The sequence below is a fragment of the Alcaligenes sp. WGS1538 genome (genome assembly GCF_043187505.1).
Lineage (GTDB): Bacteria > Pseudomonadota > Gammaproteobacteria > Burkholderiales > Burkholderiaceae_B > Alcaligenes.
In genome coordinates this window covers 553,978-566,942 of record NZ_CP171109.1, presented here as the reverse complement: position 1 = coordinate 566,942, position 12,965 = coordinate 553,978, and the positions used below count along the sequence as shown (strand labels likewise).

Genomic DNA, 12,965 nt, shown 5'->3' with positions numbered 1-12,965 from the left:
CGGGTTTTTTTATTGTCCTTCAAACGCCGACCCGTGCGCCGGCCTCATGCTGCGCATGCGACAGATAGGCGAACTCCCCCGTGAACGCCTTGCTGACGGGAAAGGCCAGGTCGCCGTGCTTGCTGGTCTGCGCGCCCAGCCCCACCAGCGCCTCGGCCAGCTTGACCGCGGCGGCCACCCCTTCGACGATGGGCAGGCCCACTTCACGGGAGATCTGTTCGGTCAGGTCCGCCATGCCGCCGCAGCCGAGCACGATGGCGCCCACGCCGTCCTCGTCGCGAGCGCGCTTGCATTCGGCGATGATGGCCTCCAGCGCCAGGCCCGGCTGCTCCTCCAGTTCCAGGACCGGGATTTCCGCCGCGCGCACGCGCTTGCAATGCCCCTGGAAGCCATACATCTGCAGCAGATGCTCGGCAATGACGCAGGTGCGAGTCAGCGTGGTGACGATGGAGAAGCGCGTACTGATGAAACTGGCCGCATGGAATGCCGCTTCAGCGATGCCGATGACGGGCGAGCGCGTCAGTTCGCGCGCCGCAAGCAGGCCCGGGTCGCCGAAGCAGGCGATGATGTAGGCGTCGGCCCCGCCCTGCTGCTGGGCCTGGCGGATCTCCTCCAGCACGCCGACCGCGCTGATGGCCTCGTCGAAATGGGACTCGATCGACACCGGCCCGCTGCGCGGGTTGCTGGCGCTGATGCGCGTGCCGGCGGCGGCCACCCTGCGGGCCGCCTGCTCGATCTTGTGCGTCATGGACGCGGTCGTGTTGGGATTGATCAGCCGAATCTGCATTCAAGGTCTCCGTTTTTTCTGTGTCATGGTCTTGCCTGCCGGGAACAGGGATTGATACGCCCGGGAATCGAACTGGCTCAGCACGGACTTCAGGTCGAACGGCTCGGCGGCGCTGGGCTCCTGCACCACGCTGCGTTCGACGTCCTTCAGATGGGTTTCCATCCAGACGCGCGCCTCGTCGCCGCGCTGTTCGCGCAGCAAGGGCAGGATCTCGGCATGCTTGCTGGGCGGGCACCCGCAACTATGCGGTGCGCCGAAGGTGGCGATGACCAGGGAGGTGCGCGCCACCAGATCGCCCAGGAAATGGCTGATGATTTCGTTGTCCGCCAGGCGCGCCAGGGCCAGGTGGAACTGGCCCGACAGATAGATGGCGCGGCGCCGGTCGCCTTCGCTTTCCGCCTGGCTTTCCTGCTCCAGAAAGGCCTCCAGTTCGGCCAGCCGCTCCGGCGTGGCCTTGGGCACGATGTAGGCGATGGCGCCGCACTCGACGATCTGGCGCGAAGCGAACAGGTCGCGGGCGTCCTTCAAGGTGGGCTGGGCCACGCTGGCGCCGTGGTTCATGCGTACGTCCACCAATCCCTTGTGCGCCAGCTTCTGCAGCACCTTGCGGATGCTGGTGCGGCTGACCCCGTAGGTCTCGGCCAAGGTATCCTCGGGCAGCTTGGTGCCCGGTTCCAGCTGCAGCCCCACGATGGCCGCGTAGAGATGAGCGAAAATGCCGTCATCCTTGGTCTGGCGGGATTCGTCCGCCGCATTCAGCACAGGTTCATGAGATATTTTCTTGCTCATCTTGTATCCAATAAATAGATAAATTCGTATCCAATATTAGAGTGTTCATGGACACTATATATCAGCCAAGCGGGAATGTCAGCCAAACTCCAACAAGAAAGGCTCACGGCCCGACCTATGATCCCCGACCTGCCCAAGGCGTAGAAGGCAAAGCTTAAGGGAAAACGCTAGTATCGCGGTATTGTTTTACGCCTATAATTTGTTCCCAAGTTGTATACATTACTGAAGAAAAAATTCGACAATCTGATGACGCATCATCAGGCCCCAGCCGCTTCGGAACGCCGACAACAATAACGCAGAATGGGCACGCCGGAGAGACAAGAACGTGACGCCCGGCCGGCATGCGCCGGCGGGCCACGCTGACGCGCATCCCCGCCCCGGCGGGGCGCGCACCTTCCGTGTGAACCAAGACAACACGCCGACACAGGCGTGGAGGAGACGGCTATGTCCGAATACGGCCTGGCAATTTTCATTTTTGCCCTAGGGGCGGGAACCTCGCTGCTGCTGGTGGGGTACATCATGCGCAACTACTTCCGCTACAAGCAGGAAGACGACCTCGCCAAGGAGCAATGACCATGGCAACGACCTTCATTTCTCCCGGCATGGCCTTGGCCATCATCGGCCTGATGTCCGCGCTGATCCTGGGCTTTGGCGTCTACGTGAGCAAGCGCCATGTCAAGAACGCCAACGACTTCCTGTACGCGGGCCGCAACGTGGGCCTGGCCCTGGGCACCGCCACCCTGGTGGCGGCCTGGATCACCGGCAACACCACCATGGCGGCGCCCGAACTGGCCTACAACGTGGGGCTGATCGGCTCGCTGGCCATCAGCACCATGGGGCTGTCCCTGGCCATGTTCGCCCCGCTTGCCAGCCGCATCAAACGACTCATGCCCCAAGGCTATTCCAGCGGCGAATTCATCCGCCGCCGTTATGGCTCGCTGGCCTGGAAGCTGTACCTGATCCTGGCCGTGTACTACTTCCTGGGCTTTCTGGTGACCCAGGCCATGGCCGGCGGCATCCTGCTGCAGGCGCTCTCGGGGGTGGACTACAAGATCGGCATGCTGACCATCATGGCCGTGTGCACCTACTACACGCTCAAGGGCGGGCTGAAGGCCATCCTGGCCACCGACTTCCTGCTCAGCCTGATCATCCTGGGCACGCTGTTCGCCGTGGCGGCCTGGTCCTACTGGAACTTCGACCTGGGCCAGATCTACACCCAGACCTCCGAGCTGCGTCCCTCCACGCTGAACATCCTGACCGCGGCCGGCCTGATGTTCGTGGGCGGCAATTTCCTGTTCGGCTGCGGCGAGATCTTCCACAGCAACATCTGGTGGCAGCGCGTATATGCTTCCAGCGAACGCACCGCCTCGCGCTCCTTCGTGCTGGCCGGCCTGATCTGGTTCGCCGTGCCCATCGTGGCGGGCTCCCTGGCCTTCATCGCCATCAGCCAGAAATACAGCATTCCCCAGGTGAACATGATCTTCCCCGTCGTGGTGTCGCAGATCATGGGCGCGGGCGGCGCGGTGCTGGTGCTGGTCATCATCTATGCGGCCCTGGCCTCCACCGTCAGTTCACTGCTGACCGGCGCGGCCGGCCTGATCGTCAACGACATCTACCGCGGCGTGATCAATCCGCAGGCCACCGATGTCACCGTGCAGCGCTACGTGCGCTACGCCATCATCGCCCTGGCCGCGCTGACCTCCGCCATCGCCTGGAACCCCTACGAATCCATGTACCTGGTGCTGCTCTTGACCGGCCCGGCGGTCGCCGCCATGATCTGGCCCATCGTCTTCGGCATCTACACCCGCGAAACCAACCAGGGCTCGGCCTTCTGGGCCATGTTGCTGGGCACCCTGGCAGGGCTGGCGGCCTATTTCTGGATCTCGCCCTACGCCGCGGCCATCGTGTCGGCCGTGCTGTCGGGCCTGGTGGTCTACCTGAGCACCCTGATGAATCCGAACCGCGCCTTCCAGTGGCGCCAGCTGGACCACGAGCCCGCGAGCCGCTGAGCCCGCCCGGAGACCGACATGACCGAACTCATCCTGAACTTCAACCAATCCATTTTCAGCCTCATCATCATCGGCGCCATCGCGGGCGTCGGATGCACCCTGCTCTTTCTGGTCGGGATCTTGCTCAGCGAGATCCGCAAAGGGCAATTGTGGTAACCCAAGGAGTCAACCATGAACGATAAAGACTATCTGATGCAGTCGATCCGCATCGCGGAAGAAAACGTGGCGCGCGGCGGCCAGCCTTTCGGGGCGGTGCTGGTGCGCGACGGCCAGGTGCTGGCCGAAGGCGTGAATGAAACCTATGTCGACCACGACCCCACCGCCCACGCCGAGATCCAGGCGCTGCGCAACGCCAGCCGCAAATGGCGCGAGAGCAGCCACCCCGGCACCACCATGTACGCCAGCGGCATCCCCTGCGCCATGTGCATGTCGGCCATGATCGCCGCCGGGGTGGAACGCGTGGTCTACTGCGCCGGCGACGACGAGGGCGCGCCCTACGGCTGGTCCACGGCGCACCTGTACGAGCGCATGCAGCGCCAGTTCGGCGAACAGGGCATCACCGTGGAACACCTGCCGCTGCCCGAGAAACGCGCCGTGTTCGACGCCTGGAAGGAGCGCTTCGGCATGGGCCCGAACGACGGGCTCAGACTGGACTGATCCCGCACTCCAGCCCGCCGCCCGGCGGGCTTTTTTTGAGCGGCCGTTCCAGCGTCTTCCTGCCTGTTCCACTGCCGACGATTTATTTACGTTTTCAGTCTTGCCTCCCTTCCCATATTTTCTGATAATAAAAAACTAATGCGAATCATTATCATTAATATTTATGGGGATATTCAGTGCCTTCGCCGTCGCTATCATCAAAACGGGCTTGCGCCGCCATCGCCGTTGCTTCCGTCTTCACAACCGCCCAGGCGCAGAATGCGGGCGAGAGCGCCACCCTGGCGCCCATCACCGTCAAGAGCTCCGCCCAGGAAGAACCGGTCGGCTACCTCGCCCAGGACAGCGTCACGGCCACCAGGACCGACACGCCCCTCATCGAGATTCCCCAGTCCATTTCCGTCATCACCCAGGACCAGATGCGCGAACAAGGCGCGCAGACCCTGAACCAGGTGCTGCGCTACACCTCCGGCGTGGCGCCCGAGACGCGCGGCGCGGTCGCGTCCCGCCTGGACCAGTTCAATGTGCGGGGTTTCTCCGCCACCACCCTGCTGGACGGCATGCGCATCTTCGGCTCGCGCGACGCCCTGCCCCAGGTCGACGCGTACCGGCTGCAGCGCGTGGATGTGCTGAAAGGGCCGTCCTCGGTCATGTTCGGCCAGGGTGGCCCGGGCGGCGTGGTCAACCAGGTCAGCAAGCGCCCGACCCGCGAACGCCTGAACGAAGTCGAACTGCAGCTGGGCGATCACCGCTATCGCCGCACCAACATGGACTTCTCCGGGGCCGTTGACCAGGACGAACAGTGGCTCTATCGCCTGACGGGCTCGGTCTACAAGTCCGACGGCCAGATCGACGAAACCCGCGAGGAACGCTATTTCATCGCCCCGGCCCTGACCTGGCAGCCATCGGCCGACACCCGCCTGACCCTGCTCGCCAATTTCCAGCGCGATCCGCACATGGGGTCCTACGGCTCGGTGCCCGCCGTGCGCAGCGTGTTCGACGCGCCCGACGGCATACGCCTGGACCCCGCCTTCTACGACGGCGACGCCGGCTTCGAGACCAGCGACCGCCGCCACCACTCCATTGGCTACGAATTCGAGCATCGCTTCAATCCAGCCGTCACCGTGCGTTCGCAGGCGCGCTACCTGCATGCCGAGGGCATCTACCGCAGCGTGTACTCCAACGGCTACCTGCCCGGCGCCGGCGACTATCGCTACCTGAAACGCAGCAAAGGCGGCACCGACGTCGATATGGACAGCTACACGCTGGACAACCATATACAGGGTCGCTTCTCCACCGGCGCGCTGGACCACACCCTGGTCGCCGGGGTGGACTTCGCCCATCTGCAGTCCGACACGCTGGCCAGCAGCTTCGACCCGGCGCCGCCCCTGGACATCTTCAATCCCGACTACCGCCAGCCCATAGGCCCGCTGAACTGGATCAGCGACACGCGCCAGCGCCAGTACCACACGGGCATCTACCTGCAGGACCAGATCCAGATCGACAAATGGTCCTTGCTGCTGGGCGGCCGCTACGACTGGTCCCGGACCGTCTCGGAAGCGCGCAGCCTGGCCACCGGCGCCATCACCCCTTCGGCGACGCGCGCCAAGGCCTTCACGGGCCGGGTCGGCGTCATCTACAACTTCGACAATGGCATCGCCCCTTACTTCAGCTATGCAGAATCCTTCGAACCTCAATCGGGCACCGACGCCCAGGACAGGCCTTTCGATCCCCTGCGCGGCGAGCAATTCGAAGTGGGCGTGAAGTACCAGCCGCCCGGCGCCCGCGCCCTGTATTCGGCCGCCCTGTTCGACATACGCCGCAAGAACCTGTTGACCACCATTCCGGGTTGCGTCGGTTCCAGGTGCCAGGAGCAGACCGGCGAAGTGCGCACGCAGGGCTTGGAACTGGAAGCCCGCAGCGAGTTCGCCAAGGGCCTGAGCCTGATCGCCAACTATTCCTACATCGCCAATGAATACACCAAGGACAATGCCACGCCCAGCCGGGCCAGCCTGGAAGGAATGACGCCCTACGGAATCCCCAAGCACCAGGCTTCCGTCTGGGCCCGCTACCAGTTGCAGTCCGGACCCCTGAGCGGCCTGGGCATGGCCGCCGGCCTGCGCTATCGCGGCACCAGCTACGGCGGCTCCTACAACGATTTCAAGGTGCCGGCCAGCACGCTGGTGGATATGGCCCTGGACTATGACCTGGGCCGGGCCAGCCCCGCCCTGAAAGGCATGGATGTGGCGCTGAACGTCTCCAACCTGTTCGACAAGCGCAACATCAGCTCGTGCACCTCGGAAGAATGGTGCTGGTACGGCTATCAGCGCACCGTCAAGGCCACCCTGCGCTATCGCTGGTGATGACGGGATCAGGCCGGCTCGAACGTCTTTACTGCATGGGCGCAATACGCGCCCGCCTCGCCACTGTGCGACACAAGAAAAGGAAAACCATGACTTCGCCACGTGCAGCTTCGCTGAAACTGATCCTCACATCCGTACTGGGCGCCGCGCCTTAGCGGTGGGCCTGAACACGCGCACCCACACCCTGTACGTCGGCAATACCCTGGTTGGTTCGCTGACCGCGCTGGACAGCGTGCTGCGCATCGACCTCAAGCGGCTCCGAGATTCCGGCCGGGCCTGGGTCACAGCTCCAGGCCCCGTTCGCGCACCTGCTGCGCCAGATAGTCCACGAAGGATGCGATCCGGGCGGCGATGGCCGTCTGGCGATAGTACACCGCATTGACAGGCTGGAAGACCGGCACGGTCTGGTCCTCCAGCACCTGCACCAGGCGGCCCTCGCGACGGTCCTGGCCGGTCATGAAATCGGACAGGCACACCAGGCCGTTGCCGTCCAGCGCCAGCTGGCGCAGGGTCTCGCCGCTGGACGCGCGCAAGGTGGGCCGCACGCGCAGGCGCTTGTCGCCGTCCATCAAGGGCCATTCGTTCAGGGACTCAGGCTGGCTGAATCCCAGCAGGGCATGACAGTCCAGGTCGCGCGCGCGTTGCGGGGCGCGATGCCGCACCAGGTATTCCGGGCTGGCCAGCACACGCAGCCTGCTGCGCCCGATGGGCCGCGCATGCAGCGTGGAGTCCTTCAGTTCTCCGATGCGCAGCGCCACGTCCGTGCGACGCTCCAGCAGGTCGATGAAGCCCTCGTTATTGCTCAGTTCCAGCTGCACGGCCGGATAGCGCTCCCGATAGCCCGCGATCAGGGGCACCACCACGTGCAGCATGAAGGGCGAAGCCGCATCCACCCGCAGCACGCCGGCCGGCTGCCCCTGGCGGGCAGCCATCTGCTCCTCCAGGCGCTCCACCGAGTCCAGGATGTCCCTGGCCTGGGCGCGGAACGCCATGCCTTCCTCGGTCAGCTCCAGACGCCGCGTGGTGCGCCGCAACAGCGTGGTGGCCAGCTTGCTCTCCAGGCGGGACAGGCTGCGGCTGGCGCCGGAGGCCGTCTGGCCCAATTGCTCGGCCGCCGCCGTCAGGGTGCCGCTGTCCACCACGGCCAGGAACACCTGCATTTCTTCCAGGGTGATCTTCATTGTTGATTTTTCAGCAAAGGAATTTTGTACCAGACCCCCATTTTTAAGCAAAAATAGTCCGGGCACAATGCGTACCTGACTCAAACGGGCATTCCGCCCCGACACAGGATTGCGCACCATGAAAACTCCTTCCTCCGGACTGGCCCTGCTGGCCCTGGCGGTCGGCGCCTTCGGCATAGGCACCACCGAATTCTCGCCCATGGGCCTGCTGCCCGCCATCGCCCAGGGACTGGATGTGTCCATTCCCTCCGCCGGCATGCTGATCACCGCCTACGCCATCGGCGTGATGGTCGGCGCCCCGCTGATGACGCTGGCCCTGGCGCACTGGTCGCGCCGCCGCGCCCTGATCGTGCTGATGGCCATCTTCACGCTGGGCAATCTGCTGGCCGCCATGGCTCCGGGCTACTGGACGCTGCTGCTGGCGCGCCTGGTCACTAGCCTGAACCACGGCGCCTTCTTCGGCCTGGGCTCGCTGACCGCCGCCAGCCTGGTGCCCCGCCACAAGCAGGCCAGCGCCGTCGCCACCATGTTCCTGGGCCTGACCATCGCCAACATCGGCGGGGTCCCCGCCGCCACTTGGCTGGGCAACACCATAGGCTGGCGCCTGTCCTTCGCGGCCACGGCCGCGCTGGGCGTGCTTGCCATGGCGGCGCTGGCCTATGCCCTGCCGCGTGATCAGGCCGGCCGACGCCCCGACATCCGCGCCGAGCTTGCCGTGCTGACCCAGAAGAATGTCGTGCTGGCCCTGGCCGCCACGGTGCTGGGCGCCGGCGCCATGTTCACCCTGTACACCTACGTGGCTCCCACGCTGGACGCCTTGACGCAGGCCTCGCCGAGCTTCATCACGGCCATGCTGGCGCTGATCGGGGTGGGCTTCTCCCTGGGCAATCTCGCCGGCGGACGGCTGGCGGACCGCTCCCTGGACGGCTCGCTGATGCTGTTCCTGGGCCTGATCATCGTCAGCATGCTCAGCTTCCCGCTGCTGGCCCAGACCCATGCGGGCGCCGCGGCCGGCCTGCTGGTGTTCGGCTTCGCCACCTTCGCCGTGGTGCCGCCCCTGCAGATGCGCGTCATGCAGGCGGCCTCCCAGGCCCCTGGCCTGGCTTCCTCGGTCAATGTGGGCGCCTTCAACCTGGGCAACGCCATCGGTGCGGCCGCCGGCGCCGGCGTCCTCTCCGCGGGCCAGGGCTATCAGGCCGTGCCCCTGGCCGGCGCCGCGCTGGCGGCGGCCGGACTGGGCCTGGTGCTGCTGGCCCGACGCGCTCCGGCCCGGCCTTCCGCCATGAGCTGCAAGGCCTGATCCCGGCTCTGCCGTGCAGCGGCTCGCGGGCGCAAGGTGGTCTGCAGCAAACCGCAAAAGCGGAATGATCAATCCATCCACTTGCTCAATAGAATGCAGGCTTGGCCCTGGGCGCGGCGATTCCACTCCTGATCGCCGCGCCCGCCGGCCGCTCATTCAACCGCTTTCCGCCCCGCGCTCCCGGGCGGTTTCGGCTACTGCACATACAGGCCCCCATGTCCCAGCTCAATGAATTCCAGCAACCCGTAGGTCCGCTTCTTTCCCTGTGGCAAGCACGGCCCCGCCCGGGCCGGCGCGTGCTGACAGGACGCTACTGCCGCCTGGAGCCGGTCTCACCCGCCCTGCACGGCGACAGTCTGTACGACGCCTACCGCGCCGCTCCCGACGGCCGGGACTGGACCTATCTGTCCGTGGGCCCCTTCCTCACCCGACAGGACTTCGACCAGCACCTGGAACGCATCGCGCAGGCAACCGACGCCGTCCATTACGCCGTCGTGGACCTGGACGGCGGCCGCGCGCTGGGCACGCTGGCGCTGATGCGCATCGACCCGCAGCACGGTTGCATCGAAGTCGGCTTCGTCGCCTGGTCTCCCGCCCTGAAACAGACGCGACAAGCCACGGAAGCCCACTACCTGCTCATGCGCTACGCCATGGAAGAACTGGGCTACCGGCGCTACGAATGGAAATGCGATTCCAACAACGCGCCCTCGCGTGCGGCCGCGGTCCGGCTGGGCTTCACCTTTGAAGGCGTGTTTCGCCAGGCCATGGTCTACAAGGGGCGCTCGCGCGACACTGCCTGGTTCTCCATCACCGATCAGGAATGGCCGGCGCGCAAGGCCGCCTTCCTGGCGTGGCTGTCTCCCGACAACTTCGACGAACAAGGTCGGCAACGGCGTCGCCTGGGCGACGGCGGGCAAGCGGGCGCGGCGGCGCAAGGCGCCGCAGCCCGCCGCCTGGAACGAATGCTGTCGCTGCAGCAGGAACTGAACGAACTTATCAACCCCCAGTGGCGCGATGCGCGCCAGCAATACTACCGGGCCGTGTGGATAGAATGCGCCGAGCTGGCGGGCCATCTGGATTGGAAATGGTGGCAACGCCGCGAACGCAACCTGCCGCAGCTCCAGCTGGAACTGGTGGACATCCTGCACTTCGGCCTGTGCGATCTGCTGCTGCACAGTCCGGCCGCTCAGGCTGCTCCCCGCCGGGACGCCGCCGCCGCGCTCGATGAACTGGACCGGGCCAACGGCCAGGCCGCCGACTCCGCCGTCATCATGGAAGCCCTGGAGCACTTCGCCTTGCGCAGCCTGGAGACGCGCCGCTTCAACTTCGCCGCCTTCAGCCGCCTGGCCGTCCTTTGCGGCATGACGCTGGACTCCCTGTTCCGCTCCTACGTCGGCAAGAACGCCTTGAACCGGCTGCGCCAGATGCGCGGCTACCAGCATGGCGCCTACCAGAAGAACTGGAGCGGCCGGGAAGACAATCACTGGCTGGCCGAGCTGCAGGAGCGCCTTCCGTCCCAGGGCGAGGACTATCCCCAGGTCATGCTGCAGACCTTGTTGAACACCTACGACAGCATGTTTGCAGTGGAAAAGTAGCGCCGGCCGCCTTTGGCGGGAAGGCAGCCCTCACATTGTCAGAACAGAGGAGAGAGTCCCATGCGTCAAACCTGTTCCTGCCCCATCGGCACATGTCCAGATCCAGCCAGGGCCGAGCCCGCTCCTGCGGACGCCGGACGCGAACGCCTGCCGCCTGGCGCCCAGCCCCAGCCATACAAGGTGCAGCATCCCTGGTCGCGTTCACGCCGCCGCGAGCGAGCACGCCATCGCAATGGCTGAGAACCACGTTTCGGCCCCTTGAAAGCCGTCTTCGCACAAGCGCAGGCCTGTCTCGGGGATGGCGGAGCGTCCTGGTCGCGGGCCACAAGACCCAAGCAGCGGACTACGGCAGATGATGCAGGAGGTGGATATCCTCCGGGTCCAGCTCATACAGGCGCGGATCGGGTTCGGGCGCCAGGACAAAGCCTTGCGCCAGGTAGAAATCCACCGTACGGACCGATGGCGTGGCCGACACATACAGCGCCTTGGCCCCCCGGATCCGTGCCTGCTGCTTTGCCTGCTCCAGGAGCCAGCGTCCCAGGCCCTCGCCGCGCATAGACTGGCTGACATGCAGGAAGAATAAGTGCCGCCAATCGCCCTGCGGCCCCAGCGGCAGGCTGTCCAGGCCCACGGCGGCGACCAGCCTGTGCTCCTCGAACACGCCCAGAACCCAGGCCCCGCGTCCAAGGGCATCCTCGTGCTCGGGCTGGTATTTCTCCTGGTCGCCCTCGGGCCAGCCTTGCAGATCGATGTCCGCCGGCTGCAGGTTCAGGCGGCCATCGTGCAGCTCATACAGGCCCTTTATGTGTTCGCTGCGGTCTATCCCCCACAGCAAGCCTAGCTCGTCGGCGCCCAGAAGACGGACCTGGAACCGTCCGGCTTCTCCTGCCGCGGACGAAGAATCCGCGGCGGACGGCACAGAATGGGAAGAAAGATGAAAGGCATGCATGGGAAAACAGAAAAAGCCGATGAACCAGAAGATACCGCGCAAGCGGGTGCGACCAGCATACGCAAGGCGTCCGCATCTCACAAGCGTGAAGCGGAACAATCGCCTTATCCAGGCATCCAGGTCTCCCTCAAACAGGCCGGTGGATACAGCGTACACACCTTGTAGCCTAATCTGCATGATTGACACGCCCGCCAGGTGCTATGGTGAGGTCCAGACGAAACTGGCCGGGCTACAGCCGCCGCATGAGCTGTTCGATGCAGACTGAACGGTCCAGTTCAAGGAGAGCGACATGAACAAGAGCAAACAACTGATTCAAGCCATTCTGGCCGCCGTGCTGGCATTGGGCCTCAGCGCCACGGCCCTGGCCGACAAGCGGACGGAAAACACCCTGATCGGCGCGGGGCTGGGCGGAGTGGCCGGCGCGCTGCTGTCCGACAGCGACCCCTTGATCACCCTGGGCGGCGCCGCCGCCGGCGGGGTGCTGGGCAACGTGCTGACCGAGGACGACCGCGGCCGGCGCCATCGTCACTGGAAACAGGACAGAGGCCGCGACCACGGCTACCAGCGCGCCAACTATCGCGGCTACAAGGAGTACCGGGGCGACCGCCGCTGGCATCGACGCCACCACCGCTGAGCATGAGGACAAAAACTTTGTCGAAGATTTCAGCGCCCAGGAGATCGTAGACCGCATCAATGGCCGCAAGATCCCGGAACTTTCCGACGTCAAGCGCGAACCCAAGTAATCCTTCTTCAGCTACTGCCTCCCAAGCAGGAGCGCTGCCGTATCGTCCTGCGCAGCTCGAGCCTGGCTCCCCGCCTTCCCGAAGCAGACATTGCTCACAGAAGGACATATTGACTTACTGCGGATGCGTTGAGCGGCATACGCCGCGTTGCTAGTATGAATTCCTAGGATCGGCGAGACATCGCTTCCAGGACCTGCCGCCCATCCATCATCAGGATGCGCAGTCCCTTCCAGGAGAGCACACCATGACCACACACCAAGACAAGCAGAAGGAAATGCGGATCGCGGAACAAAAACGCGATTACAACGAAGAGGCCAGCCTGGTGAAGGAAGGCCTGACCCGCCCCCCCCTGGGTCCCAGCGATTCCAGCGATTCAGGAAGCGACCAGCCTCTCGCAGCACCGGACACGGACAGCGACCGCTTCAATACCGGCGAGCGGGCGGAAGTGGAGAACGATGGCGACGGCCCGATAGCCGACGACCTTCTTCCCGATGACATCGTGCCCGAGGACGAAGCCGGCCTGGCCCGGACCCCGCCCAGCCCGGAGCGCAACGGCGGCTGATAATCGTGATTTTGCCAACTGGCGAAGAAGAAC

The 12,965-nt window shown here is 65.0% G+C and carries 14 protein-coding genes and 1 pseudogene; 11 read left to right on the top strand and 4 right to left on the bottom strand.

Annotation, left to right across the window (positions count from 1 at the left end):
• Nucleotides 1–19: 19 nt before the first annotated feature.
• On the bottom strand, nucleotides 20–787 hold the full coding sequence (locus ACF3ND_RS02660) for an aspartate/glutamate racemase family protein (protein ID WP_394063984.1): 768 nt from the start codon (nucleotides 785–787) through the stop codon (nucleotides 20–22).
• Nucleotides 788–1,576, bottom strand: coding sequence for a GntR family transcriptional regulator (locus ACF3ND_RS02655; protein ID WP_394063982.1), 789 nt, complete (start codon nucleotides 1,574–1,576; stop codon nucleotides 788–790).
• A 444-nt stretch (nucleotides 1,577–2,020) separates the two neighbouring features.
• On the opposite strand from ACF3ND_RS02655, the gene ACF3ND_RS02650 reads away from it, so the two are divergent.
• The 5 genes from ACF3ND_RS02650 to ACF3ND_RS02630 all read left to right on the top strand — a co-directional run bounded on the left by ACF3ND_RS02650 (nucleotide 2,021) and on the right by ACF3ND_RS02630 (nucleotide 6,602).
• Nucleotides 2,021–2,149, top strand: coding sequence for a hypothetical protein (locus ACF3ND_RS02650; RefSeq protein ID WP_394063980.1), 129 nt, complete (start codon nucleotides 2,021–2,023; stop codon nucleotides 2,147–2,149).
• 2 nt (nucleotides 2,150–2,151) lie between these two features.
• Nucleotides 2,152–3,585 carry a hypothetical protein gene (locus tag ACF3ND_RS02645; RefSeq protein ID WP_394063978.1) on the top strand — a complete coding sequence of 478 codons (1,434 nt, stop codon included), beginning with the start codon at nucleotides 2,152–2,154 and terminating at the stop codon, nucleotides 3,583–3,585.
• An 18-nt stretch (nucleotides 3,586–3,603) separates the two neighbouring features.
• Nucleotides 3,604–3,741 (top strand): hypothetical protein, encoded by a 138-nt coding sequence (locus ACF3ND_RS02640; protein ID WP_394063976.1) that lies wholly within the window; start codon nucleotides 3,604–3,606, stop codon nucleotides 3,739–3,741.
• Nucleotides 3,742–3,756: 15 nt separating this feature from the next.
• Nucleotides 3,757–4,242: a nucleoside deaminase gene (locus tag ACF3ND_RS02635; RefSeq protein ID WP_394063974.1), complete on the top strand. Its 486-nt coding sequence runs from the start codon at nucleotides 3,757–3,759 to the stop codon at nucleotides 4,240–4,242.
• A 176-nt stretch (nucleotides 4,243–4,418) separates the two neighbouring features.
• A complete protein-coding gene (locus ACF3ND_RS02630) occupies nucleotides 4,419–6,602 on the top strand; it encodes a TonB-dependent siderophore receptor (RefSeq protein WP_394063972.1) in 2,184 nt (727 codons plus the stop codon).
• A 281-nt stretch (nucleotides 6,603–6,883) separates the two neighbouring features.
• On the opposite strand, the gene ACF3ND_RS02625 is transcribed toward ACF3ND_RS02630, so the two are convergent.
• Entirely contained in the window at nucleotides 6,884–7,783 is a 900-nt protein-coding gene (locus tag ACF3ND_RS02625; RefSeq protein WP_394063970.1) for a LysR substrate-binding domain-containing protein, read from the bottom strand.
• Nucleotides 7,784–7,901: 118 nt separating this feature from the next.
• On the opposite strand from ACF3ND_RS02625, the gene ACF3ND_RS02620 reads away from it, so the two are divergent.
• From ACF3ND_RS02620 to ACF3ND_RS02605, 4 genes and pseudogenes are all read left to right on the top strand, one after another.
• The gene (locus ACF3ND_RS02620) at nucleotides 7,902–9,083 is read left to right on the top strand and encodes an MFS transporter (RefSeq protein ID WP_394063968.1); all 1,182 of its coding nucleotides are present in this window, start codon (nucleotides 7,902–7,904) and stop codon (nucleotides 9,081–9,083) included.
• Between the two features lie 215 nt (nucleotides 9,084–9,298).
• Nucleotides 9,299–9,991: pseudogene (locus ACF3ND_RS02615) on the top strand (GNAT family N-acetyltransferase); the annotation flags it as partial.
• Between the two features lie 54 nt (nucleotides 9,992–10,045).
• Nucleotides 10,046–10,678 carry a dUTP diphosphatase gene (locus ACF3ND_RS02610; protein ID WP_394065766.1) on the top strand — a complete coding sequence of 211 codons (633 nt, stop codon included), beginning with the start codon at nucleotides 10,046–10,048 and terminating at the stop codon, nucleotides 10,676–10,678.
• Between the two features lie 60 nt (nucleotides 10,679–10,738).
• The gene (locus ACF3ND_RS02605) at nucleotides 10,739–10,918 is read left to right on the top strand and encodes a hypothetical protein (protein WP_394063966.1); all 180 of its coding nucleotides are present in this window, start codon (nucleotides 10,739–10,741) and stop codon (nucleotides 10,916–10,918) included.
• Between the two features lie 103 nt (nucleotides 10,919–11,021).
• On the opposite strand, the gene ACF3ND_RS02600 is transcribed toward ACF3ND_RS02605, so the two are convergent.
• Nucleotides 11,022–11,627: a GNAT family N-acetyltransferase gene (locus ACF3ND_RS02600; RefSeq protein WP_394063964.1), complete on the bottom strand. Its 606-nt coding sequence runs from the start codon at nucleotides 11,625–11,627 to the stop codon at nucleotides 11,022–11,024.
• Between the two features lie 289 nt (nucleotides 11,628–11,916).
• On the opposite strand from ACF3ND_RS02600, the gene ACF3ND_RS02595 reads away from it, so the two are divergent.
• Both ACF3ND_RS02595 and ACF3ND_RS02590 read left to right on the top strand, forming a co-directional pair.
• A complete protein-coding gene (locus ACF3ND_RS02595) occupies nucleotides 11,917–12,261 on the top strand; it encodes a hypothetical protein (RefSeq protein WP_394063962.1) in 345 nt (114 codons plus the stop codon).
• Nucleotides 12,262–12,614: 353 nt separating this feature from the next.
• Nucleotides 12,615–12,932, top strand: a complete 318-nt coding sequence (locus ACF3ND_RS02590; protein ID WP_394063960.1) for a MatE family transporter — start codon at nucleotides 12,615–12,617, stop codon at nucleotides 12,930–12,932.
• The last annotated feature ends 33 nt before the right edge of the window (nucleotides 12,933–12,965 follow it).